This is a genomic window from Pseudomonas kielensis, assembly GCF_030505375.1.
Lineage (GTDB): Bacteria > Pseudomonadota > Gammaproteobacteria > Pseudomonadales > Pseudomonadaceae > Aquipseudomonas > Aquipseudomonas kielensis.
The window spans coordinates 806,577-833,101 of the sequence record NZ_CP130043.1; the positions used below are offsets into that span (position 1 = coordinate 806,577).

Sequence of the window (26,525 nt, forward strand, 5' to 3'; positions counted from 1 at the left end):
GGTCACAGGTAGCCATCAGCCCGCAACAAGGTTTCCAGGCAATGTTCGCTGATGTGGTAGAACGCCTTGAGTTCCTCGATCTTTTGCAGCAACTGGGCCGGGTCCACCGGCTCGGCGCGCTTGACTGCCAGGATCATCTTGTTCTTGTTGGTGTGGTCCAGTGAGATGAATTCGAACACCTTGGTCTCATAACCGCAGGCTTCGAGGAACAACGCGCGCAAGCTGTCGGTGACCATTTCCGCCTGCTGGCCCAGGTGCAGGCCGTATTGCAGCATCGGCTTGAGCAGCGCCGGGCTCTGGATCTGCAGGCGAATCTGTTTGTGGCAGCACGGCGAGCACATGATGATCGAGGCCCCGGAACGGATGCCGGTGTGGATCGCGTAGTCGGTGGCAATGTCGCAGGCGTGCAAGGCAATCATCACCTCCAGCTCGCTCGGCGCCACGCTGCGCACATCACCGCACTTGAACACCAGCCCCGGGTGCTGCAGCTTGGCCGCGGCGGCGTTGCACAGGTTGACCATTTCCTCGCGCAGTTCGACACCGGTGACTTCGCCCTCGGCCTTGAGGGTGTTGCGCAGGTAATCGTGAATGGCAAACGTCAGGTAGCCCTTGCCCGAGCCGAAATCCGCCACGCGTACCGGCTTGTCCAGCGCCAATGGCGAGGACGTCAGGGCATGGCTGAAGACCTCGATGAACTTGTTGATCTGCTTCCACTTGCGCGACATCGCCGGGATCAGCTCGTGCCTGGCATTGGTCACGCCCAGGTCGGCGAGAAACGGTCGGCTCAGGTCGAGGAAGCGGTGCTTCTCGCGGTTGTGCTCGGCGGACGGTGCCTCGCGCAATTGCTGCGGTTTGCTTTTGAACAGCGAGCTTTTGTTCTTCTTGCTGTATTCCAGCTGGGCTTCGTCGGTCACCGAGAGCAAGTGCGCATTCTTGAACGACACCGGCAACAGCTCGGCAATCGCCGCTACGCCATCGGCCAGGGAGAAGTTCTTGGTGATATCGCGGGTCTTGTAGCGGTAGACGAAGGACAGGCAGGGCTGGTCCTTGACCGTCGTCGGCTTGATGATCAGCCGTTGCAGGTCCGCTTCCGTGCCGACGTACTTGGCCAGCACCAGCTTGATAAAGGCGTTTTGCTCAAGGCTGGCAGTCAGCAGCTCAAGAAACTGTGCATGGTGATCCGGCGCGGGACTGACAGGTTTAGCGGTGACAGACATGAACAAAAACGCCTCGGGCAGGGAATGCCGGGCATTTTAGGGGGGATGGGGCTTGAGGGCACGGAGTTATTTGATCAACGGTCACGGTGGGAGCTGCGCCGCTCCCACCGCCGGGCGCTAATCGAGTACCACCAACCGATTCGGCAACTCATTGCGGGTTTGCGTCAGCGGCACATGCACCTTGAGCAATTCCCCGCAGGCTTCAATGCAGGCGATAAACCCGGCCAATGTCTGTCCCTGTTTCACCTGCTGGGTGAAGGCCTTGACGATGGCATCCCAACAGCTGTTGTCCAGGCGCTTGGAGATGCCGTCGTCCACCAGGATTTCGACATAACGCTCCGCTTCACTGACAAAAATCAGCACACCGGTACTGCCCACCGTGTGGTGCAGGTTCTGCTCCAGGAACTGCCGACGCGCCAGGTTCGACGCTCGCCAGTGCCGCACGGAACGCGGAATCAGGCGGGTGGTGATCTTCGGCAGACGAAACAGCAGGCAGAACACAATGAAGGTCGCCCACTGCGCCAGCAGCAAGGTGTACATGCTCATCCAGCCGAACAGGTAATGAATGACCCCCGGCACCACCAACGCCAACAGGCTGGCCCACAGCAAAGGGATGTAGGCGTAGTCGTCGGCCCGGGCCGCCAGCACAGTCACCAGCTCCGCGTCGGTCTGTTGCTCGACCTTGGCGATCGCTTCGGCGACCTGGCGTTGTTCGTGTTCGCTCAGTAAAGCCATGGTTGCAGATGCTCTTTAGTTATTGTCATTACCAGCCGCCCGAGGCCCCGCCGCCGCCGAAACCACCACCGCCACCTCTGAAGCCACCGCCACCGCCTCCCCCGCCGCCACGTCCACTGCTGCTGAGAATGGCGAGAAGAATCGCGCCCACCGGTAACCCCATGCGATTGCACAACCACAACACGATCAACAGCAGCACGAACAAGCCGATGGAGAACGCCGGATTATCCTTGGCGAAATTGGCGTCCGCGACATGGGCCGGTACCGCCAGCGGGTCACCGCCCACTACCTGCAACATCGCCGCGACACCGTCGCTGATGCCCTTGCTGTAATTGCCAGCCTTGAATGCCGGTGCGATCACCTGGTTGATGATCACCCAGGACTGCGCATCGGTCAGCACGCCTTCCAGGCCATAGCCGACTTCGATGCGCAATTTGCGCTCATCCCGGGCGACGATCAGCAGCGCGCCATTGTCCTTGCCCTTCTGACCGATACCCCAGTGGCGCCCCAATTGATAACCGAAGTCCTCGATGGGCAGGCCTTGCAGGTCGGGGACGGTGACCACCACGATCTGGTCGCCGCTGGTCTGTTCAAGCGCCTGCAACTGTTGAGTCAGTTGCTCACGTACAGCGGGGTCGATCATCTGGGCGGTGTCTACCACCCGCCCCGTCAGCGCGGGAAACGTCAGCGCTGCCTGGACGGTGGTCACACATGCCAGGAGCCACAGCGCCAGGCCTATCCGTAATAAACGCATCGACACCTCATTGAAGCCTGATCAGAACTTCACTTGCGGTGCTTTATCGGCGTCGGGGCTGGTGGCCTCGAAGGTTTCGCGAATCGGCAGGTCGCTGTACATCACGCTATGCCACAGGCGACCCGGGAAGGTGCGAATCTCGGTGTTGTACTTCTGCACCGCGAGGATGAAATCGCGACGTGCCACGGCGATGCGGTTCTCGGTGCCTTCAAGTTGCGATTGCAGGGCCAGGAAATTCTGGTTGGCCTTGAGGTCCGGGTAGCGCTCGGACACCACCATCAGGCGGCTGAGCGCGCCGCTGAGCTGGTCCTGGGCCTGCTGGAACTGCTTGAGTTTTTCCGGGTTGTCCAGGGTGCTGGCATCGACCTGGATCGAGGTGGCCTTGGCCCGTGCCTCGATCACCGCGGTCAGGGTGTCCTGTTCATGCGCGGCATACCCCTTGACCGTTTCCACCAGGTTGGGGATCAGGTCGGCGCGCCGCTGGTACTGGTTCTGCACTTGCGACCAGGCCGCCTTGGCCTGCTCGTCGAGGGTGGGAATGGTGTTGATGCCGCAGCCGGCCAGAACCGTGGTCAGCAGCATGAGAACCGTGACTTGCCAGGCCGAGCGAGAGTGTTGTTGTACATTCATGTTTGTGATGCTCCTGATGGAAATAGACCGGCAGCCTTCAATTGATGCTCTGGGGACTTAATCTGCCCCCGCCACTGGATTGCATCTCGCCAATCGGCTAAAAGATGCCCAGCGCGAATAAAGAGTTCCAAAGTGTGCTGCATTTACCCACACAACAATAGTCGCTCCCTAAATTTTGGCTGACCCGATGCGTATTGCTGAGCGTCGTTTTAGCGTTTGAGAAAACTATTCATGAAGAAGCTGTGTTTGCTGAGCCTGGCCATCGGCCTGGCCAGTCACTCGGTAATGGCCGATGCCACGCCTGCCCCCATTGAGAACAAGGACGCGTTCGTCAGCAACCTGATGAAGCAGATGACCCTGGACGAAAAGATCGGCCAATTGCGCCTGATCAGCATCGGTCCGGAAATGCCGCGCGAGATGATCCGCAAGGAAATCGCCGCCGGTAACATCGGTGGCACGTTCAACTCGATCACACGCCCGGAAAACCGGCCGATGCAGGACGCGGCCATGCGCAGCCGGCTGAAGATCCCGATGTTCTTCGCCTATGACGTGATCCACGGCCACCGCACGATTTTCCCGATTCCCCTGGCCCTGGCCTCGAGCTGGGACATGGACGCCATTGGCCTGAGCGGGCGCATTGCCGCCAAGGAAGCCGCCGCCGACAGCCTCGACATCACCTTTGCGCCGATGGTCGATATCTCCCGCGATCCGCGCTGGGGCCGCACCTCCGAAGGGTTCGGCGAAGACACCTACCTGGTGTCGCGCATTGCCCAGGTGATGGTCAAGGCCTACCAGGGTACCGGCCTGATCGGTGCCGACAACATCATGGCCAGCGTCAAGCACTTCGCCCTGTACGGCGCGGTCGAAGGCGGGCGTGACTACAACACCGTCGACATGAGTCCGGTGAAGATGTACCAGGACTACCTGCCACCGTACCGCGCGGCCATCGACGCCGGTGCGGGCGGGGTGATGGTGGCACTGAACTCGATCAACGGCATTCCGGCCACGGCCAACCTGTGGCTGATGCAGGACCTGCTGCGCAAGGAATGGGGGTTCAAGGGCCTGGCGGTGAGTGACCACGGGGCGATTTTCGAGCTGATCAAGCACGGCGTGGCCCGTGACGGTCGCGAAGCGGCGAAGCTGGCGATCAAGGCCGGCATCGCTATGAGCATGAACGACACCCTGTACGCCAAGGAACTGCCGGGGTTGCTCAAGTCCGGCGAGATCGAGCAGAGCGACATCGACAACGCCGTGCGTGAAGTGCTGGGCGCCAAGTACGACATGGGCCTGTTCCGGGACCCGTACCTGCGCATTGGCAAGGCCGAGGATGACCCGGTCGACACCTATGCCGACAGCCGCCTGCACCGCGCCGAAGCCCGTGACGTGGCGCGCCGCAGCCTGGTATTGCTGAAGAACCACAACGAAACCCTGCCGCTGAAGAAATCCGCGAACATCGTCCTGGTCGGTCCGCTGGCCAAGGCGCCGATCGACATGATGGGCAGTTGGGCCGCCGCCGGGCGTCCGGCACAATCGGTGACCCTGTTCGACGGCATGACCCGCGCCCTCGGCGACCAGGCCACCCTGCACTATGCCCGAGGCGCCAACATCACCTCGGACAAGAAAGTCGTCGACTACCTGAACTTCCTCAACTTCGATGCCCCGGAAGTGGTCGATGACCCACGCCCGGCGCAAGCGCTGATTGACGAAGCGATGAAAGCGGCGCAGCAGGCCGATGTGATCGTTGCCGCCGTGGGCGAGTCCCGGGGCATGTCCCACGAATCCTCGAGCCGCACCGACCTCAACCTGCCTGCCAACCAGCGCGAACTGATCAAGGCGCTCAAGGCCACCGGCAAACCCTTGGTGCTGGTGCTGATGAACGGCCGGCCGTTGACCATTCTCGAGGAGAACGAACAAGCCGACGCGATCCTCGAAACCTGGTTCAGTGGCACCGAAGGCGGCAATGCCATCGCCGACGTCCTGTTCGGCGACTACAACCCGTCCGGCAAGCTGCCCATCAGCTTCCCGCGTTCGGTTGGGCAGATTCCGACCTACTACAACCACCTGACCATCGGCCGCCCGTTCACCCCGGGCAAGCCTGGCAACTACACCTCCCAGTACTTCGATGACACCACCGGCCCGCTCTACCCGTTCGGTTATGGCCTGAGCTACACCCAGTTCAGCCTGTCGGAAATGGCGCTGTCGTCGACCACGCTGAACAAGACCGGCAAGATCGACGCCAGTGTGACGGTCAAGAACACCGGCAAGCGTGACGGCGAAACCGTGGTGCAGTTGTACATCCAGGACGAGACCGGGTCGATGATCCGCCCGATCAAGGAGCTCAAGGGCTTCCAGAAAGTGCTGCTCAAGGCCGGCGAACAGAAAGTCGTGCATTTCAGCATCGAAGAAGACGACCTGAAGTTCTACAACACCCAGCTCAAGTACGCAGCCGAACCTGGCAAGTTCAACGTGCAGATCGGCCTGGACTCCGAGGCGGTGACGCAGCAGAGCTTCGAGTTGCTCTAACCACAAATGCCACACCAGTACCCTGTAGGAGCGAGCCTGCTCCCACAGGGGCTTGGATACAGTGCAGATCCCACATCCCCCCACCCGATTTGTGGGCGCTGGCGCCCGCTTGCGGCTTGCCAGCGATAGCGGTGTGTCAGGCACCATCGATGCTGAATGTGCTGGCCCCATCGCGGCATAGGTATCTACACAACTGTGTAGCGGCCTGTGGCGAGGGCGCTTGCTACCGTGGCGGCCCCTGGGCTTCTGGCGTGTTGGATTAGACCGAGTACATATCCATTTCTGCGGTAACGGCCACCTATGGTTCCGCTTTTACAGCGGCTCACTTTTGACAAGCCGGAATGCCGGCCCAGGCAAAAGTAAGCAAAACGCTCTTGCCCCACCACTCGGCACCTCGCCTGGGCTCGGTGTTCCCTCACTCCGGCTTGAATCCGTGGGCCGCCGCCACGCGCCATCCATGGCGCGGGGCGGCTAACCCGGCGTCCTGCCGGGTTACCCACGGCTTCAAGCCTGCGTTCGGCCAGCGTGGTACAACGTCGCACCACAGTTGTGTAGATACCTATGCCCATGGCGGGCAAGCCCGCCCCCACAGTGCAGACACCCTCAGCGGGTTTGGGTGTTTGCAAGGCTGGGCTTCAGCCCCGCCGATCCAGCAGGTTCACCACCACCCGATCCACCCATCCCCACACCCGCTGTTTGATTCGCCGCCACAACGGCCGGCGCTGCCATTGCTCCAGACTGACCTGCTGGCTCAGGCCGAAGTCCCGCTCGAAGCTCGCCACCACCGCCTGGGTCAGGCTGGTATCGAGGGCCTCGAGGTTGGCTTCCAGATTGAACCGCAGGTTCCAGTGATCGAAGTTGCACGAGCCAATGCTCACCCAGTCATCCACCAGGACCATTTTCAGGTGCAGGAAACACGGCTGGTACTCGAAGATTTTCACCCCGGCCTTGAGCAACCGCGGGTAGTAACGATGCCCGGCATACCGCACCGAAGGGTGGTCGGTGCGCGGCCCGGTCAGCAGCAGGCGCACATCGATGCCCCGGGCGGCAGCCTTGCGCAGGGAGCGACGGATTTTCCAGGTCGGCAAGAAATACGGGGTCGCCAGCCAGATGCGCTGCTGGCCGCTGTTGAGGGCGCGGAACAGCGATTGCAGGATGTCCCGGTGCTGGCCGGCGTCGGCATAGGCCACCCGCCCCATCCCATCCCCCATCGGCGGCACCCGGGGCAGGCGCGGCAGACCGAAATCCGAGGACGGCTTCCAGGCACGGCGGTGGCGGTTGGCAAGCCATTGCCGATCGAACAGCAACTGCCAGTCGCGCACCAGCGGGCCGCTGATTTCCACCATCACCTCATGCCATTCGCTGCTGTCGTGACCCGGTGTCCAGAATTCATCCGTGACCCCGGTGCCGCCGACCACCGCCAACGCCTGGTCGACCAGCAGCAGCTTGCGGTGGTCGCGGTACAGGTTGCGCACCCAGCGCCGCCAGCTCAGGCGATTGTACAAACGCAGCTCGACACCCGCCTCGCTCAGGCGGCGCCGCAAGCTCAGGGTAAAGGCCAGGCTGCCGTAGTCATCGAACAGGCAACGCACCCGCACGCCGCGCTCGGCGGCCTGCACCAGCGCTTGCACCATGGCCTCGGCACAGGCACCCGCCTCCACCAGGTAGAGTTCCAGTTCGACCTGCTCCCGGGCATTGGCAATCGCCTGCAGCATGCGTGGAAAGAACTGCGGGCCGTCGACCAGCAACTCAAAGCGGTTGCCGTCACGCCATGGGAACACCGCGCCGGCCATCTCAGCGCGCCGTGAAAATCAGTACCGCGCCCACCGGTACCGACAGACTGATCGCCGACAGGTCAGCCAGTTTGCGCAACCGTTCCAGCCCCGGCACCAGGTCAAAATCCGCGGCGCTGATCACCACCGGTTCCAGGGTCACCACCTGGAATCGCCGGTCATCCAGACGGGTCGCCAGCAGCTCGGCGTCGTAGCGGTGTTGCTTGCCGTGCAGGCTGACGGTCAATGGCAGGCGCAACTCCAGCTGCGCGCCGGGGGCCAGGTCGTTGATCGGCCGCAGGTCGATCTGGGTGGTAATCAACGCCTCAGGAAACGACTCGATCTCGAACAATTCCTTGCGCATGCGCTCATCACGCAGCGGCACGCCACTGTTGACCGAGTCCAGCTCGACTTCGACTTGCGCCAGGCCCTTGGGATCGACCTTGCCGTGCAGCACCAGGAAGCGCTGGACCTCGGCGGTATGGGTGTTCTTGGTGGAGATAAACGACAAGCGTGAGGACTCGCCGTCCAGGTACCAGTTGGCCTGGGCCGACGCGGCACAGCCGGCCAGCAGCGAGAACGCGACTGCTTTAGAGAGGGAGCGGTTGAACATAGAGACTCGTGGGGACGATAAACCTGAACGAACCTTAACTGGCCCGCTGCCGATTGCAAACCTAGAAGATCACGGAAGCAGGCGACAACCCTCGCGTACGCCCAACCACTGGGCGATATGGGTGCGTCCCAGGCCGCTGGCCGTGACCTGCTTGTGCTCGGTGTCATCGACAAAACCGCTGATGGGCAGGTACTGCTTGACGTACCCCTGGCAATACGGCGCCGACAGGCCGGCCACGTAGCGACAGGAGCAATACTCCTTGGCGGTGTAGGCGCTGAGGATGTCGGGGAACGCCGATAAGGCCACCCGCTGCTGCCAGCCCCACCCCAGCAACAAGACCAGTAACACCAGCAACAGGCTGAGCAGCGGTCGGCGCCGCACAAAATGACGGGTCATGGCAGCACCTGCGGTGGGAAAGCGGCCTGGACACGCTTGAGCAGTTCGTTGTGACGGTAACTGCCATCACGGTCATCGGCATAACGCACGATCACCAGCTTCTCGGCAGGCAGCACGTACAGCGCCTGCCCCCAGTGGCCCAAGGCGGCGAAGCTGTCTGGCGGCGCATCGGGCCAGGGCCGCGGCGCGCCAGCCACCGAGCGATTGAGCCACCAGTGACCACCCGGCACGGCGGCATCCTGATTAGCCTGATAGTGGGCGAAAGGCTGGAGATTGAACGCGACCCAATCGGCAGGCAGCAACTGGCGCTCACCCCAACGACCCTGGCGCTGCATCAGCAGACCAATGCGCGCCAGGTCGCGGGCAGTCATGTAGGCGTAGGAAGACGCGACAAAGGTGCCCGTGGCGTCGCGTTCCCACACGGCGCTGCGAATGCCCAGGGGGTCGAACAGTGCGGTCCAGGGATAGTCGGCGTAACGCTGCGCACCCAGGATGTTTTTCAGCGCCGCAGACAACAGGTTGCTGTCGCCGCTGGAATACCGAAAGTGTTGCCCGGGTGCGCCGAATGCCGGATGGGCGGCGGTGAAGCCCGCCATATCGGTATGCCCACGGGTATACAGCATGGCCACCACCGATGAGTTCAAGGGGGCGTACTCATAGTCTTCCTGCCAATCCAACCCTGACGCCCAGTGCAGCAGATCGGCGAAACTGATCTCGGGATGAGGCACCATGGCAGGCAGGAACTTCGCCACCTTGTCCTGCAAGGAGAACCGGCCTTCGCCATAGGCCACGCCCAGCACGGCGGCCATCAGGCTTTTGCTGACCGACCAGGTCAGGTGCGGGGTGTCGGCCGTCGTGCCGCCGGCGTAACGTTCATAGACCAGTTGCCCGTCACGGATCACCAACAAGGCATCGGTGCGGATACCCTTGCGGGTGGCCTCGTCACGGCTGGCAAAGGCGTAGTCCTCCAGCGCTGCCAGCGCCGGGCCACTGCCGGGTGGACCGGGCGCCCACTGCTCGGCGGGCCAGTTTTGTGCAGCCACCGCGCAACTGCACAACAACATCAACAGCAGGGAAACGCCTTTGAACATGGGCTGGGGCTCGGCAGGAGGACCTGCTGAGCCTAGTCCAGATAGGTGACAATTCTACAAGGGCGCCGCCAACGCCTTGGCCAACCGTTTGGCCCGTGCGCCTGCCGCCAGGTCGAGTACCCCTCGATCGCGCGTCCACAAGGCCGCCCACTGTGGCGGGCCATCGGCAAAGGCTTGATCCAGCAAGCCTCGCAAACCGTCGAACTGGGCGAACAGACCACCGAGCAGGACATGCCCGGCGCTGCTGTTGGGCGGTTGCCGGCTGACCTCGGCGCACCCGGCCAGCAGCGCTAGCAACTTCAGTTGCAGCGCTTGCGGCCAGTCGCTGTCCTGGCCGACGCCATACAACCAGGCACACAGGGCGCTGAGCACATACAGGTCTTCCAGGGTGCGGAAGGGTTTGACGTAGGCATCCCAGCCATCGCCGGCCAGCAGTTCGCACAAGGCGCCGTCGAGAAACAGCCGGCCGTGGCTGATGTCCGGCATCAAGGGGATGGCGGGCAGTTTCTCCAGGCGCACCCCCGGCTCACCGGGATAGACCACCGCCAGGCTCAAGCGTGGGGACTGGCCCGGATCTTCGCTGCGTGCGGCAATCAGCAACCAGTCCGCCGCGTCGCCAGCGGTGACGAAGTCCTTGCGCCCGCTCAGGCGCAGGTCGCTCAAGCGGGTTTGCATGTCCGCCGGGCGCAGGCTGCGCTGTTCGGTCGCACACAACGCCCCGAGGCTCAGGGGGGCGCTGGGCCACAACATGCGCAAGGCGGCCTGGTAACCCACCAGAAATGCCCAGCCGGGTGTGGCCATCAAGCGCGCGCCTCGCACGGCCAACTCGAACGGTGTTACCGCGCCCAAGGTTTCCAGCAATTGGGCGTAACCCTCGGCCAGGTCGGGGTTTGCGGGCAATCGTGTGCGGCAGTTCAGCAGGGCTTGCCAAGGCATATACGGCTCCTCAAGGGCTGTCATACAAGCATCACCAAAGCTTCATGGCGATGACACCGGGGCTACATAGCCTGACTTTGCACAACAAAGTCGATCGACTGCAACCCACGACGGGTGAGCAGCCCGTACGGAGATTCGCCATGACCCAGATCGCCTGCATCCGCGACACCGGCACTGAACGCCGCCTGCAAGCCGAACGCCTGATCGGTGCCGAGGCCCTGCAGCAAGCCCAGGCCCTGCGCTTCAATGTCTTTAGCGGCGAATTCAACGCCAAACTCAAAGGCGCTGACCTGGGTCTGGACATGGACGACTACGATGCGCATTGCAGCCACATCGGCGTGCGGGACCTGAACACCGGACGCCTGGTGGCAACCACCCGCCTGCTCGACCACACCGCGGCCAGCAGCCTGGGGCGTTTCTACAGTGAAGAGGAATTCAGCCTGCACGGCCTGGTGCACCTGCAAGGACCGATCCTGGAAATCGGCCGCACCTGCGTCGACCCGGCATACCGCAACGGCGGCACCATCGCCGTGCTGTGGGGGGAGTTGGCCGAGGTCCTGAACCAGGGTGGCTACAGCTACCTGATGGGCTGCGCGAGCATTCCGATGCAGGACGGCGGGATCCAGGCCCACGCGATCATGCAGCGCCTGCGCGAGCGTTACCTGTGCACCGAGCACCTGCGCGCCGAACCGAAAAAACCGCTGCCCAGCCTCGACATCCCGTCCAACGTGATTGCCGAAATGCCGCCATTGCTCAAGGCTTACATGCGCCTGGGCGCGAAGATCTGTGGCGAGCCGTGCTGGGACGAAGATTTCCAGGTCGCCGATGTGTTCATCCTGCTCAAGCGCGATGAACTCTGCCCGCGTTACGCCAAGCATTTCAAGGCGGCTGTGTAATGAGCCGCTTGCGGGTGTACGCGCGGGTGGCCAGGGTGTTGCTGGTGGTGGCGCTCGGCTTGAGCATGGCCTTGGTGTTTGGCCTGTTCGAGCGTCTGGGGGTGGCCAACTCGATGGTGCGGCGCCAACGCTGGTCGCGTTTTTTCATGAAGCGCTTGAGCCGCGCCCTGCCCTTTCGCGTGACGGTGCACGGACAATTGCCGCAACAACCGATGCTCTGGGTCAGCAACCACGTGTCATGGACCGACATTCCCCTGCTGGGCATGCTCACTCCACTGTCGTTCCTGTCCAAGGCCGAAGTGCGCACCTGGCCGGTCGCCGGCTGGCTCGCGGCCAAGGCCGGTAGCCTGTTCATCCGCCGTGGCGCGGGCGACAGCCAGTTGATTCGCAAGCAGATGGGCCGCCACCTGCAGCAGCAACATCCGCTGCTGATGTTCCCCGAAGGCACCACCACCGATGGTCGCTCGCTGCGCACCTTCCACGGCCGCCTGCTCTCGGCCGCCATCGACGCCGATGTCGCCCTGCAACCGGTGGCGATCCGTTACCTGCGCGACGGGCAGATCGACCCTCTGGCCCCCTTCATCGGGGATGACGACCTGCTGTCGCACCTGATGCGCCTGTTCGCCAATGATCAGGGCGACGTGCACATCCACCTGCTCAAGCCCATAAGCTGTCACGGTCAGGAACGCGCCGCCCTGGCGTTTGCCGCCCAGCAAGCGGTGCACAACGCCTTGTTCGGTGACGTGGCACAACCGGCCCGACCAAGGCCTGCCGGTGAGTTGATCGCGGCCTGAGCCTCAAGGGGTACGCAGGTGCTGCGCGGCAAACCGCTGCAGTTCTGGATAGAACAAACGAAAGTCCTCGCTCAGCGGTTCATACAGACGCTCCAGCTCCTGCATCGCGGCGGCCAGTTCTTCGGGACGTGACAGGCGCCGCGAGATCCCCCGCAGCACTTGGTCGAGCACCGCAAACTCGCGATACGAACCCAGCCAGTCATCCGCCGCCATGTAGGGCGCGATCCGCGCCAGGCGTTCAGGTAGCTGCGGTTCAGCGGCGAGCACCCGGTACACGTCCGCGGTGAAGACCGGCAATGACGAATCGGCATACAGCGCCCAATCCCGTGCCAGGCAATGGTCGAAAAACACGTCGAGCACGATCCCGGCATATCGCCGCCGGGTCAGGCTGAAACGCGACAACGCGATGTCCACCAAGCCATGACGGTCGGTAAACACATCGATTTGTCGATGCAGGGTGATGGCGTCCTCGATTTCCGCAGGAAATTGCCCTTGCAGGCGGCCTTTGACGAAATCGCCGTACAAACTGCCGAGCAATTGGCCGGGACGCTGGCCACCGAGGTGAAGATGTGCGAGATAGTTCATAGCGCGTAGCTTAGCACCGCGCCTCACATATCGTTATAACCCGATATACCGATTTAAGCTGACCTCAGATCAAAATCATATTGGTATATCGCGAAGTACCGATTTAAAGTTCGCTTCATCGCGATATAACGTTTTACCCAATTCGAGCACTGCCATGTCCACCATCGACCTCGACGAAATAATAAAAGCCCTGGCACACCCCGTACGACGAGACATCCTCAACTGGCTGAAAGACCCCGCGACCGAGTTCCCCGATCAGGAACACAGCACCGACTTCGGCGTTTGCTGCGGGCAAATCGATCAACGCTGCGGCCTGTCGCAATCGACCGTCTCTGCACACTTGGCGACCCTGCACCGGGCCGGCCTGATCCGCAGCCAGAAAGTCGGCCAATGGCATTTCTACAAACGTAACGAGGAAACCATCCAGGCGTTCCTCGACACCTTAGGCAAAGAGCTCTAACCGGCTCGACAAGGATTCCACCCATGCCCCTCTCGCTCCTCATCCTGGCCTTGAGCGCCTTCGCCATCGGTACCACCGAGTTCGTCATCATGGGCCTGCTGCCCGATGTGGCGGCCGACCTCGGCGTGTCGATTCCCGGCGCCGGCTGGCTGGTGACCGGCTACGCCCTGGGCGTGGCCATCGGTGCACCATTCATGGCCCTGGCCACCGCCAAACTGCCACGCAAGGCGGCGCTGGTGGCGTTGATGGGGATTTTCATCGTTGGCAACCTGCTCTGCGCCCTGGCCACCGACTACAACGTGCTGATGTTTGCCCGGGTGGTCACCGCGCTCTGCCACGGTGCGTTTTTCGGCATCGGCTCGGTGGTGGCGGCAGGCCTGGTGCCGGCCAACAAGCGTGCTTCGGCCGTGGCCTTGATGTTCACCGGCCTGACCCTGGCCAACGTGCTCGGCGTGCCGCTGGGCACCGCGCTCGGTCAGCAGGCCGGCTGGCGCTCGACTTTCTGGGCGGTGACCGTGATTGGCGTGATCGCCCTGATCGGCCTGATCCGCTTCCTGCCGGCCAAGCGCGATGAAGAAAAACTCGACATGCGCGCAGAACTGCGAGCCCTCAAGGGCGCCGGGATCTGGCTGTCCCTGAGCATGACCGCACTGTTCGCGGCTTCAGTATTCACTCTGTTCACGTATGTCGCGCCGCTGCTGGGCGAAGTCACCGGCGTCTCGCCCCGGGGTGTGACCTGGACCCTGATGCTGATCGGCCTGGGCCTGACGGTTGGCAACATCATCGGCGGCAAGCTGGCGGACAAAGGCATGGCCGCCACACTGATCGGCGTATTCATTTCGATGGCCGTGATCTCCACCGCGCTGACCTGGACCAGCATTGCGCTGATCCCCACCGAAATCACCCTGTTCCTCTGGGCCACGGCCTGTTTTGCCGCCGTGCCGGCCCTGCAAGTCAACGTGGTGACCTACGGCAAGGCCGCACCCAACCTGGTGTCGACCCTGAACATCGGTGCTTTCAACATCGGCAACGCCCTCGGCGCCTGGGTCGGCGGCAGTGTGATCGCCCACGGTTTCGGCCTGACCAGCGTGCCACTCGCGGCCGCAGCACTGGCGGTCCTCGCCCTGCTGGTGACCCTGATTACCTTCCGCCAGGGCGGCGACGCCGAACTGGCCCCTGCGACCAACTGATCTGCAAACGAGCGCTATTACATGACGACTATTTTCGATCCGATCAAACTGGGCGACCTCGAGTTGGCCAACCGCATCATCATGGCCCCCCTGACCCGCTGCCGCGCAGACGAAGGCCGGGTGCCCAACGCGCTGATGGCCGAGTACTACGTACAGCGCGCCTCGGCCGGGCTGATCCTCAGCGAAGCCACTTCGGTCACGCCCATGGGTGTGGGCTACCCGGACACCCCGGGCATCTGGTCCAACGATCAGGTGCGTGGCTGGAGCAACGTGACCAAGGCCATCCACGGCGCTGGCGGCAAGATTTTCCTGCAACTGTGGCACGTGGGGCGGATTTCCCACCCCTCCTACCTCAACGGTGAAGCTCCGGTCGCGCCGAGTGCGTTGCAGCCCAAAGGCCATGTCAGCCTGGTTCGCCCACTCGCCGACTTCCCGACCCCGCGCGCCCTGGAAATCGCCGAGATCGCCGATGTCGTCGATGCTTACCGGGTGGGCGCCGAAAACGCCAAGGCCGCAGGCTTTGATGGTGTGGAGATCCACGGTGCCAACGGCTACCTGCTCGACCAGTTCCTGCAAAGCAGCACCAACCAGCGCACCGACCACTACGGTGGCTCGCTGGAAAACCGCGCGCGCCTGCTGCTGGAAGTGACGGACGCCGCGATTGAAGTCTGGGGCCCCGGCCGCGTGGGTGTGCACCTGTCACCCCGTGCCGACCTGCATGACATGGGCGACGACAACCTGGCCGAAACCTTCACCTACGTGGCACGTGAACTGGGCAAGCGTGGTATCGCGTTCATCTGCTCGCGGGAAAAAGAAGCCGGCGACAGCCTCGGGCCACAACTCAAGGCCGCTTTCGGTGGCCCGTACATCGTCAACGAGCGTTTCACCAAGGACAGCGCCAACGCTTGGCTGGCCAGCGGCAAGGCCGATGCAGTGGCATTCGGCGTGCCATTCATTGCCAACCCGGACCTGCCTGCTCGCCTGAAAGCCGATGCACCGCTCAATGAAGCACGTCCGGAACTGTTCTACGCCAAGGGGCCGGTCGGCTACATCGACTACCCGACGCTGTAAGCCGTCAGCCAGAATAAAAAAGCCCCGGTTCGTACCGGGGCTTCTTTATTTCCGGGGTTTCTTCAGCGTTTGCGCTGGCCGAAGGCGACCGCCAGGCCACTCAGGCAAATGACCGCGATCCCGACGATGGCGTAGCCGTCCGGGGTATGGTCGAAGATCAGGTAGCCGTACATCCCGGCAAACAGGATCTGCCCATAGCTGAACGGCGCCAGCATTGCCGGCGCCGCATGTCGGAAGGCCTGGGTCAGCAGCATGTGCCCCAGCATGCCGCAAGTGCCCAGGCCAACCATGAACACCGCATGGGACCAGGTTGGGGTACTCCAGAAAAACGGCAGCAACGCACTCATGATCAGGCTGTTGATAATGCCGGTGAGAAAGTTGCTGGTGGTCGGGCTGTCGATGCCGGTGAGCTTGCGGGTCAATAACTGGTAAAAGCCGAAACACAGCGCCGAGCACAGTGGCAATACGATGGTGGGGGTAAACAGCGCCCCGCCTGGGCGGATCACGATCAGCACTCCGACAAAACCGCCGAGCACCGCCAGCCACTGGCGGCGGGTCACGTGCTCGCCCAGCAGCGGTACCGACAGCGCGGTCACCAGTAGCGGCGCAAGGAAGTTCACGGCGGTGGCTTCGGCCAACGGGATATAGCGCAACCCGGTCGTGAAAAACAGGCTGGTGCCGATCAGGCACATGGCCCGCAAAAATTGCAGCCCGGGACGCTTGGTGCGCACCACCGCGGATAAACCGCTGCGCGGGACAAACACCACCAGCATCAATAGGGTGTGCACCACGTAGCGCGCCCACACCACCATGACTATCGGATAAAAACCGGAGAGGTATTTGGACAGGGTGTCATGGCTGGCGAACAACAGCACAGCCAGGCAAATCAGGAGAATGCCCTTGACGGGTTGTTCGGCGGTCTTGAACAGCGGATGGCTCACACTCATTCACACACTCGACACAATTTCCCTACAAAATACGTAGCCCGCTATCTATCAAGCAGGCGAGTGTCCGTATATAAAAGCACCCCATCGCCAATAGGCGAATGCAGTCGGGACCGTGTTCACCTTAAGTGTTGACACTGACAGACTCAATTACGCATGTTGTCCGGCAGTCGCAGGCTGGGGCTCAAGCGCAGCATTTCCAGCCCGGTGTCGACCCAGCGTTCGGCTTCCAGGTGCAACTCAAAGCTTTCGGGGGCCAGCAGCCATTGATAAAGCATGCCGTCGATGTAGGCATGAATACTCACCGCCGCACGCTCGGTGTCGAGGTTTTCCGGCAACTGTCCACGATTCACTGCATTACGCAATGCCAGCGCGATACGCACGTTGCAATCCAGACTGACCGTGCGACGTTGTTGGCGCAGATCACACATTTCATCTGTGAACTCACATTTGTGAAACAGAATCTCATTGATGCGGCGGGTCTTCGGGTCCAAGGCAACTTGATGAAACAAATGAATCAGCAGCTTGCGCATGCAGCCCAGCGGATCTTCTTCGTCTGCACTTTCGCTCGCCCGCGCCATCTCATCCAGCGGCTCGCGCAGACTGTCGAGCATGGCCTGGACCAGGTCCGCCTTGTTGCTGAAATGCCAGTAGATAGCACCCCGAGTCACTCCGGCCAGGGTGGCGATGTCCGCCAGCGTAGTACGCGCCACGCCCCGCTCGTAAAAAGCCTGCTCGGCGGCTTCCAGTATCTGGTTGCGGGTCTCTTGCGCTTCCTCTTTTGTGCGACGAACCATGGCAGTAAAACCTCAATCAGGAATGCTTCAGCGATGCCTGAACATCTTCTGAACAATTGTGGGGATCACCTCTTACGGGCTGGGTCCCCGGCCTACAATTCACACCTTGAAACAGCTCTTGTAACCGGGTGTGTACGCGGTCAAAGGTGTTTACAAACAACCATGAACGTAAGTATATTCCTTAGCAAGCTACTTATCCACTTACCGCGACTTTTTCATCTTTCCACTTTTCTAGTGCGCATTGTGCGCGCCTGACCCGAGGATCTTCATGCAATTCAAGCCAGCTGTTACCGCTCTGGTCACTGCCGTCGCCCTGGCATCGCTGCTCAGCGGATGTAAAGAGGAAGAGGCGGCCCCTGCTGCACAAGCCCCTCAGGTCGGCGTCGTAACCCTGCAAGCCCAAGCCTTTACCCTGACCTCAGAACTGCCGGGCCGCACCACGGCCTACCGCATCGCGGAAGTTCGCCCACAGGTCAACGGCATCATCCTCAAGCGCCTGTTCAAAGAAGGCGCTGAAGTCAAGGAAGGCCAGCAGCTCTACCAGATCGATCCTGCGGTCTACCAGGCCACCCTGAAAAGCGCCGAAGCCAATCTGCAATCGACCAAGTCGATTTCCGATCGCTACAAACAACTGGTCACCGAACAAGCCGTCAGCCGCCAGGAGTACGACACTGCCCTGGCCAACCGCCTGCAATCGGAAGCCTCGCTGCAGACCGCCCAGATCAACGTGCGCTACACCAAGGTACTGGCGCCGCTGACCGGACGAATCGGTCGCTCCAACGTCACCGAAGGGGCCCTGGTCAACAATGGCCAGGTCGACGCCATGGCCGTGATCCAGCAACTGGACCCGATCTACGTCGACGTAACGCAATCCTCGGTGGAACTGCTGGAATTGCGCCGTGAACTGGAAAGTGGTCGCCTGCAGAAAGCCGGTGAAAACGCCGCGATGGTCAAGCTGACCCTCGAGGACGGCAGTGAGTACAAGCGCCAGGGCAAGCTGGAGTTCTCCGAAGTCTCGGTCGATGAAGCCACCGGTTCCGTGACCTTGCGCGCCGTATTCCCCAACCCCGACCACACCCTGCTGCCAGGCATGTTCGTCCACGCCCAACTGCAAGCCGGGGTCAACGCTGCCGCCATCCTGGCACCGCAACAAGGCGTGACCCGTGACCTCAAAGGATCGCCGACCGCACTGGTCGTAGGCCCTGACAACAAGGTCGAACTGCGCCAGCTCAAGGCCAGCCGCACCGTGGGCAGCCAGTGGCTGATCGAAGACGGCCTCAAGGCAGGCGATCGCCTGATCACCGAAGGCCTGCAGTACGTCAAGCCCGGCGTTGAAGTCAAAGTCAGCGAAGCGACCAACGTAGCCGCGAAAAACCCGGCCCCTGCACAGGCAACAGACAAAGCTGCAGGCGGCAAAGGGGAGTAAACCATGTCGAAATTTTTTATCGACCGTCCGATTTTCGCCTGGGTAATTGCCCTGGTGATCATGTTGGTCGGGGCTCTATCGATCCTCAAGCTGCCAATCAACCAATACCCGAGCATCGCACCACCAGCGATCGCCATCTCCGTGACCTACCCAGGTGCATCTGCACAGACTGTGCAGGACACCGTGGTCCAGGTGATCGAGCAGCAGCTCAACGGTATCGACAACCTGCGTTATGTGTCCTCGGAAAGTAACTCCGACGGCACCATGACCATCACCGCGACCTTCGAGCAAGGCACCAACTCCGACACCGCGCAGGTCCAGGTCCAGAACAAACTGAACCTGGCCACCCCGCTGCTGCCGCAAGAAGTGCAGCAACAGGGGATCCGCGTTACCAAGGCAGTGAAGAACTTCCTGCTGGTGATCGGTGTGGTGTCGCGTGACGGCAGCATGACCAAGGACGACCTGTCCAACTACATCGTGTCCAACATGCAGGACCCGATTTCCCGGACCGCCGGCGTCGGCGACTTCCAGGTGTTCGGTGCCCAGTACGCCATGCGTATCTGGCTGGACCCGGCCAAGTTGAACAACTTCAACCTGACACCGGTGGACGTCAAGGCCGCCGTTGCGGCACAAAACGTCCAGGTCTCGTCCGGTCAGCTCGGCGGCTTGCCTGCCCTGCCCGGCACCCAGCTGAACGCCACGATCATCGGCAAGACCCGCCTGCAGACTGCCGAGCAGTTCAAGGAAATCCTGCTCAAGGTCAACAAGGACGGCTCCCAGGTTCGCCTCAAGGATGTCGCCGATGTCGCCCTGGGCGGCGAGAACTACAGTATCAACGCCCAGTTCAACGGCGCACCGGCCTCCGGCCTTGCGGTGAAACTGGCCACCGGCGCCAACGCGCTGGATACTGCCAAAGCCCTGCGCACCACCATCGAAAGCCTCAAGCCGTTCTTCCCTGAAGGCATGGAAGTGGTCTTCCCGTACGACACCACCCCGGTGGTGACCGAATCGATCAAGGGCGTAGTACACACCCTGGTCGAAGCGATCGTGCTGGTGTTCCTGGTGATGTTCCTGTTCCTGCAAAACTTCCGCGCCACCGTCATCACCACCATGACCGTGCCCGTGGTATTGCTGGGTACCTTCGGCATCCTCGCGGCGTTCGGGTTCAGCATCAACACCCTGACCATGTTCGGCATGGTCCTGGCCATCGGCTTGCTGGTGGACGACGCCATCGTCGTGGTGGAAAACGTCGAACGGGTGATGAGCGAAGAAGGCCTGTCGCCCAAGGAAGCCACCAAGAAATCCATGGGCCAGATCCAGGGCGCACTGGTGGGCATTGCCCTGGTACTGTCGGCGGTACTGCTGCCGATGGCGTTCTTCAGCGGCTCCACCGGGGTGATCTACAAGCAGTTCTCGATCACCATCGTGTCGGCCATGGCCCTCTCGGTGCTGGTCGCCCTGATCTTCACCCCAGCCCTCTGCGCCACCATGCTCAAGGCCATTCCCAAGGGCGAGCACGGCACACCCAAGCGTGGTTTCTTTGGCTGGTTCAACCGCAACTTCGATCGCGGCGTACGCAGCTACGAGCGTGGCGTGGGCAACATCCTCACGCACAAGGCGCCGTACCTGCTGGCCTACCTGATCATCATCGTCGGCATGATCTGGCTGTTCACCCGCATCCCGACCGCGTTCCTGCCGGAAGAAGACCAGGGCGTTCTGTTCGCCCAGGTCCAGACCCCGGCCGGCTCCAGTGCCCAGCGCACCCAGGTGGTGGTCGATGAAATGCGCGAGTACCTCCTGCGTTCCGGCAAGGACGGCGGTGAAGGTGATGCGGTTGCCTCCGTGTTCACGGTCAACGGCTTCAACTTTGCCGGCCGTGGCCAAAGCTCGGGCATGGCGTTCATCATGCTCAAGCCGTGGGACGAGCGTAACGCCGACAACAGCGTGTTCAAGGTCGCGGCACGGGCCCAGCAGCACTTCTTCACCTTCCGTGATGCCATGGTGTTCGCCTTCGCCCCGCCAGCGGTACTGGAGTTGGGTAACGCCACCGGTTTCGACGTGTTCCTGCAGGACCGCGCCGGTATCGGGCACGAGAAGCTGATGCAAGCACGCAACCAGTTCCTCGGCATGGCGGCACAGAGCAAGGTGCTGTCCCAGGTACGTCCTAACGGCCTGAACGACGAACCGCAGTTCCAGCTGGAAATCGATGACGAGAAAGCCAGCGCCCTGGGCGTAACGCTGACCGACATCAACAGCACCCTGTCGATTGCCCTGGGCAGTAGCTACGTCAACGACTTCATCGACCGTGGTCGGGTGAAGAAGGTCTACATTCAGGGCGTGCCGGGTTCGCGGATGACCCCTGAAGACCTGAAGAAGTGGTACGTACGCAACAGCCAGGGGACCATGGTGCCGTTCTCGGCCTTCGCCAAGGGCACCTGGATCTACGGCTCGCCGAAGCTGGCGCGTTACAACGGCGTGGAAGCCATGGAAATCCTCGGTGCTCCGGCCCCGGGCTACTCCACCGGTGAAGCCATGGCTGAAGTCGAAGCCCTGGCCAAGAAGTTGCCGGCCGGGGTAGGTATTTCCTGGACGGGCCTGTCCTATGAGGAACGCCTGTCGGGTTCCCAGGCACCGGCCCTGTACGCCCTCTCGCTGCTGATGGTGTTCCTGTGTCTGGCGGCGTTGTACGAAAGCTGGTCGATTCCGATCGCGGTGATGTTGGTGGTGCCGCTGGGGATCATCGGTGCCCTGCTCGCCACCAGCCTGCGCGGCCTGTCCAACGACGTGTACTTCCAGGTAGGCCTGTTGACAACCATCGGTCTGGCGGCGAAAAACGCCATTCTGATTGTCGAATTCGCCAAGGAACTGCATGAACAGGGACGCACCCTGCGCGATGCAGCCATCGAAGCCTGCCGGATGCGTCTGCGACCGATCATCATGACCTCGCTCGCGTTCGTCCTGGGTGTGGTGCCACTGGCCATTTCCACTGGCGCCGGGTCGGGCAGCCAGCACGCCATCGGTACCGGGGTGATCGGCGGTATGATCACCGCTACCGTACTGGCCGTGTTCTGGGTACCCCTGTTCTTTGTCACCGTGTCATCCATGGGGCAGCGCAAGACTGCCAAGCAGGATGACGCCATAGAAACTCCTAAAGAGGCTGGCCAATGAGCAAGTCGCTACTCTCCCTAGCCGTCGCCGCGTTCGTGCTCGGTGGCTGCTCGCTGATACCCGATTATCAGCAGCCCGAGGCCCCTGTGGCCGGGCAGTACCCGCAAGGGCCGGCTTACTCGCCGGCCCAGGCGCCGAACCAGGCCGCCGCCGAGCAAGGCTGGAAGCAGTTTTTCCATGACCCGGCCCTGCAGCAACTGATCCAGACCGCGCTGGAAAACAACCGTGACCTGCGCGTCGCGGCGCTGAACATCGACGCTTATGCGGCCCAGTACCGCATTTCCCGCGCCGACCTGTTCCCCGCCGTTTCGGCCAATGGCAGCGGCAGCCGCCAACGCCTCCCGGCGGACGCCTCGCAAACCGGCGAAGCCGGGATCAGCAGCTCCTACTCGGCGACCCTGGGTGTCAGCGCCTATGAGCTGGACCTGTTCGGGCGTATTCGCAGCCTCAACGAGCAAGCGCTGCAGACCTACTTCGCCACTGAAGAAGCGCGGCGCAGCACCCAGCTCAGCCTGGTGGCCAACGTGGCCAACGCCTACCTGACCTGGCAGGCCGACAAGGAACTGCTGAAGCTGACGCAGGACACCCTCGCCACCTTCGAAGAAAGCTACCGCCTCACCGCGCGCAGCAACGAAGTCGGCGTGGCCTCGGCACTGGACCTGAGCCAGTCGCGGACCTCGGTGGAAAACGCCAAGGTGCAACTGGCCAAGTACACCCGCCTGGTCGCCCAGGACGAAAACAGCCTGACCCTGCTGCTGGGTACCGGTGTGCCCGCCAACCTGACCACTGCCAAGCCATTGGCTGACGATCTGCTCAGCGAAGTGCCGGCCGGCCTGCCTTCGGACCTGCTGCAACGACGCCCGGACATCCTGGCCGCCGAGCACAACCTCAAGGCTGCCAACGCCAACATCGGCGCGGCACGGGCAGCGTTCTTCCCGAGCATCAGCCTGACGGCCAACGCCGGCACGCTCAGCCCGGACCTGTCCGGCCTGTTCAAGGGCGGTTCGGGGACCTGGTTGTTCCAGCCCCAGATCAACCTGCCGATCTTCAACGCCGGCGCCCTGAGTGCCAGCCTGGATTACTCGAAAATCCAGAAAGACATCACGGTTGCGCAGTACGAGAAATCGATCCAGACCGCCTTCCAGGAAGTCTCCGACGGCCTCGCCGCACGCCAGACCTTCAACCAGCAGTTGCAGGCCCAGCGTGACTTCGTCCAGGCCAACCAGGATTACTACCGCCTGGCCGAGCGTCGCTACCGCATTGGTGTCGACAGCAACCTGACCTTCCTCGACGCCCAGCGTCAGTTGTTCAGCGCGCAACAATCGCTGATAACCGATCGCCTGTCGCAACTGGTCAGCGAAGTGAACCTGTACAAAGCCCTGGGTGGCGGCTGGAACGCCCAGACCGCGAAGAATGAGCCCGTGCCAGAAGTCGCACCGAAGCTGAAGATGTTCTGATCAGCCCGATGCGCACCCGGCTGATCGACTGATCCCCGGGCCTCACGACAATCCGCAATCCCCTCAAGGGTTGCGGATTTTTTTATGCCTGCTGCCCGCGTGGCGGGCGGGATCAGGCTTTCCACCCCGCCCCCTCCACAGCCGGTCGGTCGATAACATTGCGATCCGTACAACAAGTACCCAACCGGAAAAACATGAGCTGATGGAAGAACAAACATTGACGACTAAAACATTCTGATCTGGCAATACGAAAAAACCCACGCCATTGAGCTATATGTGCTCCATGACGCGGGCCTTTATTACCACCAGGCTTGACCAACCCATACACTGACTTATATCAACCTCGCAAATTCAACATGCCGAACAAATCACAACCCACACTTCCACACGATTATTTATACCGGAACTTTAAACGAGAAAGACTGACACGAAAATTCTACCTGCCGCTCAAACCCCACACCGATTTCTTTATAGCCAAAACTGAAATACCCGTCGATTCTCTCAAAATCACCTTCCGGAGTAATGAAGAGGACATTGAGCCCCCCGATCTTGTCCGACTGAGAATGTCCCGTAGAGCCAGCCCATGAGAACTGTGCCTCGACCTGATCAGCCTCCATACCAATTTCGTACCTTTTGCCAGCCTCAAGCTTGTCACCGATGAGAATCAACTCCATCCCGATTTTTTCGTCCTTTGCGAGCAGAAAAAAATAGGGGTGTTCCTTCACCCAGTAAAACTGCAAACTCGTCGCTGTAACAGCAATGGTGTCTTCATCTTGCACGTTAAGAGTTCCAAGTAACCTCCCCGGCACCTCCGGTACTTCTTTCCCATCAACAACTGGCACTCCGTTCTCCGCCCTTGAAAACTTCATGACAACCTCCTGCTACTTAAAGCGTTAGTTAACCCCCTAGACAACACGATAAAAATCTAATGCATAAAGCTCATCACAACCACTAGCAGGTCTGATAGTTGACAACTGCCCACGCACAACGCTGGAAACGTCGAAACAAATACTAATCCGCACTCACACGCTTTCACCGCCCGGTGAAGCATGACAGTCTGATCCTGATGAACCGCTCCATTAGCGACGACAACGAGTTCGACAAAAATCGGTTGATCGCCTGCTATCCGGTCAACCTGCTCTAATTCGATACACTTGTCCCGGCCTGCTGAACCCTTCAGTGTCGTGACGCTCCTATGGGGACTTCCCCGGGAGCGATCGCCTTGGCGTGTGTTGAATGACAACACGCCAACAGGTTGCCCCTCTGCTGATTTGTCGCCGGTCACCTCAACGCCATGAAATTGATCCTCACCTTAGCCTCTGTGCTCGCAATTACGCTTGGCCTCAGCGGTTGCATCGGCCCGCCGATTGCACTGACGCCGCAGACCGAGCAACGCTTGCAGGCCTCCGCGCCCATTCGCTTTCTGCTGACCTTCGACGATGGTCCCAGCGCCTCCGGCTGGGCCAATCCGAGCCGGGCGGTCATGGAAGTGTTGGCCAACAACCCGATTCAGCCGGGCATCAAGGCGGTGTTCTTTGTCCAGACCCGCGCGCCACGGGCCGGTGGCAGTGAACGGGGCCGCAAAACCATGCTGCGTGAACACGCGGCCGGCCATATCCTGGGCTTCCACACCGCCACGCCGTGGCACAGCAATCATCGCGCCCTTGATCCGCAAGCACTCGAACAGGCGCTCACCTGGGGCACCGACGACATCACCGCGATCACCGGCGCAGCACCGACCCTGGTGCGTCCGCCGTTCTGGAGTTACGACGCGCGCACCTTCGCCGCCTATCAACGGCATGGCCTGCATGTTTTGCTGACGGACTTGAGCGCCAATGACGGCAAAGTCTGGGGCATCACCGCCAGCCCACGCCGGCGGGCCAACCTGCTCAGGCAGTTGTCAGAGACCCGCGAGCGAATTGCCAAGGGTGAGTTGCCGACAGTGGATGGCGTGATTCCGGTGGTGGTGACCTTTCACGACCTCAATCGCTACACCGCCCGGCACATGGCCGAATACCTGCAGATCCTGCTCGACAGCGCCCGAGAGACCCACGTGCCCCTGGCAGCCAAGCCGTTCTACGACGATTCGGCCGCCTTGCAGCGTGCAGCCATGGCTCGTACCCTGCACGATGCCGATGAGCCTGCACGCTTGCCCGGGGCGTGGAACTGGATCTGGGGTCACGACAAACCCTGAACCCGCCGCAGGTTCCAGCGCCTCAGTGGGCCCGCAGGAAGTTCAGCACACAGTGGCTGAACGCGTCGCCAGCCTGCACGTTGGACAGGTGCGCGCCGTAGAACTCGGCATAGTGCGCACCTGCCACCCGCTGCTCGATGAAGTGTCCACCGGCCGGCGGCGTAACCGCATCTTCAGTGCCGGCAATCACCAGCGTCGGCACCTGGATCGCCGCCAGTTGCTCGCGAAAATCGGCATCCCGAACCGCCGCGCAATTGGCCGCGTAACCTTGTGGCGACGTTGCGGCCAGCATATCGGTGATTCGCTTGGTCGCCGCCGGGTTGGCCGCAGCGAAATCCGCGGTGAACCAGCGGGCAATGGAGGCATCGCCCAGGGCCACCATTGCAGCGGCCCCCTCGCGCAGGACCATTTCAATACGTGGGTCCCAGATCGCCGGCTCGCCAATCTTCGCCGCGGTGTTGCACACCACCAGTGACAACAGACGCTTGCCGGCATTGATCGCCAGCCACTGGCCGATCAACCCGCCCATGGACAGGCCGCAGAAATGCGCGCGCTCGATGTGCAAGGCGTCCAGCAGGGCCAACACGTCACGGCCCAGTTGCTCGATGTTGTACGGCCCGGGCGTCACCAGCGAACGACCATGACCACGGGTGTCGAAACGCAATACCCGAAAATGCTCGGCAAACAGCGGGATCTGCCCATCCCACATGTGCAGGTCAGTGCCCAGTGAGTTGGACAGTACCAGCACCGGGGCGTGTTCGGGACCGTCGAGTTGGTAGTGCAGTTCGCCGTCGGCCAATTGTACAAATGCCACAGATTTCTCCTTGAGACCGCCAGGGCCAGGTGTGCGGACAGCGCGCGCCCGATTCAGGCGCG

The 26,525-nt window shown here is 61.8% G+C and carries 24 protein-coding genes; 10 read left to right on the forward strand and 14 right to left on the reverse strand.

The genetic code is table 11. The annotated features are described in order from the left end of the window. Window positions 1-2: 2 nt before the first annotated feature. The 4 genes from Q1W70_RS04100 to Q1W70_RS04115 form a co-directional block, all read right to left on the reverse strand. Window positions 3-1,217 carry a class I SAM-dependent methyltransferase gene (locus tag Q1W70_RS04100; RefSeq protein ID WP_166592871.1) on the reverse strand — a complete coding sequence of 405 codons (1,215 nt, stop codon included), beginning with the start codon at window positions 1,215-1,217 and terminating at the stop codon, window positions 3-5. A 117-nt stretch (window positions 1,218-1,334) separates the two neighbouring features. After that, window positions 1,335-1,952 (reverse strand): TPM domain-containing protein, encoded by a 618-nt coding sequence (locus Q1W70_RS04105; RefSeq protein ID WP_166592872.1) that lies wholly within the window; start codon window positions 1,950-1,952, stop codon window positions 1,335-1,337. 28 nt (window positions 1,953-1,980) lie between these two features. Beyond that, window positions 1,981-2,706, reverse strand: a complete 726-nt coding sequence (locus tag Q1W70_RS04110; protein WP_265537280.1) for a TPM domain-containing protein — start codon at window positions 2,704-2,706, stop codon at window positions 1,981-1,983. Window positions 2,707-2,727: 21 nt separating this feature from the next. After that, window positions 2,728-3,336, reverse strand: a complete 609-nt coding sequence (locus tag Q1W70_RS04115; RefSeq protein ID WP_166593167.1) for a LemA family protein — start codon at window positions 3,334-3,336, stop codon at window positions 2,728-2,730. 231 nt (window positions 3,337-3,567) lie between these two features. Here Q1W70_RS04115 and bglX point away from each other — a divergent pair, with 231 nt between their 5' ends. Then, window positions 3,568-5,859, forward strand: coding sequence for a beta-glucosidase BglX (gene bglX, locus Q1W70_RS04120; RefSeq protein ID WP_166593166.1), 2,292 nt, complete (start codon window positions 3,568-3,570; stop codon window positions 5,857-5,859). Window positions 5,860-6,494: 635 nt separating this feature from the next. Here the strand turns inward: bglX and Q1W70_RS04125 are convergent. The 5 genes from Q1W70_RS04125 to Q1W70_RS04145 all read right to left on the reverse strand — a co-directional run bounded on the left by Q1W70_RS04125 (window position 6,495) and on the right by Q1W70_RS04145 (window position 10,667). Beyond that, complete coding sequence (locus tag Q1W70_RS04125; protein ID WP_166592700.1) at window positions 6,495-7,652, reverse strand: phospholipase D-like domain-containing protein; 1,158 nt, start codon at window positions 7,650-7,652, stop codon at window positions 6,495-6,497. Between the two features lies 1 nt (window position 7,653). Further along, window positions 7,654-8,244, reverse strand: coding sequence for a YceI family protein (locus tag Q1W70_RS04130; protein ID WP_166592701.1), 591 nt, complete (start codon window positions 8,242-8,244; stop codon window positions 7,654-7,656). Window positions 8,245-8,313: 69 nt separating this feature from the next. Continuing rightward, complete coding sequence (locus Q1W70_RS04135) at window positions 8,314-8,640, reverse strand: amidase (RefSeq protein WP_166592702.1); 327 nt, start codon at window positions 8,638-8,640, stop codon at window positions 8,314-8,316. Further along, a complete protein-coding gene (locus Q1W70_RS04140) occupies window positions 8,637-9,731 on the reverse strand; it encodes a serine hydrolase domain-containing protein (protein ID WP_166592703.1) in 1,095 nt (364 codons plus the stop codon). Before Q1W70_RS04140 ends, Q1W70_RS04135 begins: the two co-directional genes overlap by 4 nt. A gap of 54 nt (window positions 9,732-9,785) precedes the next feature. After that, entirely contained in the window at window positions 9,786-10,667 is an 882-nt protein-coding gene (locus Q1W70_RS04145; RefSeq protein WP_166592704.1) for an acyl-CoA dehydrogenase middle domain-containing protein, read from the reverse strand. 140 nt (window positions 10,668-10,807) lie between these two features. On the opposite strand from Q1W70_RS04145, the gene olsB reads away from it, so the two are divergent. Both olsB and Q1W70_RS04155 read left to right on the forward strand, forming a co-directional pair. Then, window positions 10,808-11,563 (forward strand): L-ornithine N(alpha)-acyltransferase, encoded by a 756-nt coding sequence (gene olsB, locus Q1W70_RS04150; RefSeq protein WP_166592705.1) that lies wholly within the window; start codon window positions 10,808-10,810, stop codon window positions 11,561-11,563. Next, window positions 11,563-12,357, forward strand: a complete 795-nt coding sequence (locus Q1W70_RS04155) for a lysophospholipid acyltransferase family protein (protein ID WP_166592706.1) — start codon at window positions 11,563-11,565, stop codon at window positions 12,355-12,357. Before olsB ends, Q1W70_RS04155 begins: the two co-directional genes overlap by 1 nt. Before the next feature lie 3 nt (window positions 12,358-12,360). Here the strand turns inward: Q1W70_RS04155 and Q1W70_RS04160 are convergent, their stop codons facing one another. Further along, window positions 12,361-12,942 carry an acyl carrier protein phosphodiesterase gene (locus Q1W70_RS04160; protein WP_182343738.1) on the reverse strand — a complete coding sequence of 194 codons (582 nt, stop codon included), beginning with the start codon at window positions 12,940-12,942 and terminating at the stop codon, window positions 12,361-12,363. A gap of 154 nt (window positions 12,943-13,096) precedes the next feature. On the opposite strand from Q1W70_RS04160, the gene Q1W70_RS04165 reads away from it, so the two are divergent. The 3 genes from Q1W70_RS04165 to Q1W70_RS04175 are packed head-to-tail and all read left to right on the forward strand — an operon-like array spanning window position 13,097 to window position 15,663. Beyond that, complete coding sequence (locus Q1W70_RS04165; RefSeq protein ID WP_166592708.1) at window positions 13,097-13,402, forward strand: ArsR/SmtB family transcription factor; 306 nt, start codon at window positions 13,097-13,099, stop codon at window positions 13,400-13,402. A 23-nt stretch (window positions 13,403-13,425) separates the two neighbouring features. Then, on the forward strand, window positions 13,426-14,592 hold the full coding sequence (locus Q1W70_RS04170) for an MFS transporter (RefSeq protein WP_166592709.1): 1,167 nt from the start codon (window positions 13,426-13,428) through the stop codon (window positions 14,590-14,592). 21 nt (window positions 14,593-14,613) lie between these two features. Beyond that, complete coding sequence (locus Q1W70_RS04175) at window positions 14,614-15,663, forward strand: alkene reductase (protein ID WP_166592710.1); 1,050 nt, start codon at window positions 14,614-14,616, stop codon at window positions 15,661-15,663. A 62-nt stretch (window positions 15,664-15,725) separates the two neighbouring features. Here the strand turns inward: Q1W70_RS04175 and Q1W70_RS04180 are convergent, their stop codons facing one another. Together Q1W70_RS04180 and emhR are read right to left on the reverse strand one after the other, a co-directional pair. Next, window positions 15,726-16,610 (reverse strand): DMT family transporter, encoded by an 885-nt coding sequence (locus Q1W70_RS04180; protein WP_302098645.1) that lies wholly within the window; start codon window positions 16,608-16,610, stop codon window positions 15,726-15,728. Window positions 16,611-16,753: 143 nt separating this feature from the next. Then, on the reverse strand, window positions 16,754-17,404 hold the full coding sequence (emhR, locus tag Q1W70_RS04185) for an efflux system transcriptional repressor EmhR (protein ID WP_166592712.1): 651 nt from the start codon (window positions 17,402-17,404) through the stop codon (window positions 16,754-16,756). 268 nt (window positions 17,405-17,672) lie between these two features. Between emhR and emhA the strand changes: the two genes are divergently transcribed. From emhA to Q1W70_RS04200, 3 genes are read left to right on the forward strand one after another with little or no spacing between them, the layout of a single operon-like run. Then, the gene (emhA, locus tag Q1W70_RS04190) at window positions 17,673-18,830 is read left to right on the forward strand and encodes an efflux RND transporter periplasmic adaptor subunit EmhA (RefSeq protein ID WP_166592713.1); all 1,158 of its coding nucleotides are present in this window, start codon (window positions 17,673-17,675) and stop codon (window positions 18,828-18,830) included. A gap of 3 nt (window positions 18,831-18,833) precedes the next feature. Next, window positions 18,834-21,998, forward strand: coding sequence for an efflux RND transporter permease subunit EmhB (gene emhB / locus Q1W70_RS04195; RefSeq protein WP_185819031.1), 3,165 nt, complete (start codon window positions 18,834-18,836; stop codon window positions 21,996-21,998). Then, on the forward strand, window positions 21,995-23,455 hold the full coding sequence (locus Q1W70_RS04200) for an AdeC/AdeK/OprM family multidrug efflux complex outer membrane factor (RefSeq protein ID WP_166592715.1): 1,461 nt from the start codon (window positions 21,995-21,997) through the stop codon (window positions 23,453-23,455). The genes emhB and Q1W70_RS04200 overlap by 4 nt, the downstream gene beginning before the upstream one ends. Window positions 23,456-23,850: 395 nt before the next feature. On the opposite strand, the gene Q1W70_RS04205 is transcribed toward Q1W70_RS04200, so the two are convergent. Continuing rightward, the gene (locus tag Q1W70_RS04205; RefSeq protein ID WP_166592716.1) at window positions 23,851-24,324 is read right to left on the reverse strand and encodes a hypothetical protein; all 474 of its coding nucleotides are present in this window, start codon (window positions 24,322-24,324) and stop codon (window positions 23,851-23,853) included. 425 nt (window positions 24,325-24,749) lie between these two features. Between Q1W70_RS04205 and Q1W70_RS04210 the strand changes: the two genes are divergently transcribed. After that, complete coding sequence (locus tag Q1W70_RS04210; protein ID WP_302098646.1) at window positions 24,750-25,649, forward strand: polysaccharide deacetylase family protein; 900 nt, start codon at window positions 24,750-24,752, stop codon at window positions 25,647-25,649. A gap of 22 nt (window positions 25,650-25,671) precedes the next feature. Here the strand turns inward: Q1W70_RS04210 and pcaD are convergent, their stop codons facing one another. Then, a complete protein-coding gene (gene pcaD, locus Q1W70_RS04215) occupies window positions 25,672-26,463 on the reverse strand; it encodes a 3-oxoadipate enol-lactonase (RefSeq protein WP_302098647.1) in 792 nt (263 codons plus the stop codon). Window positions 26,464-26,525: the final 62 nt, after the last annotated feature.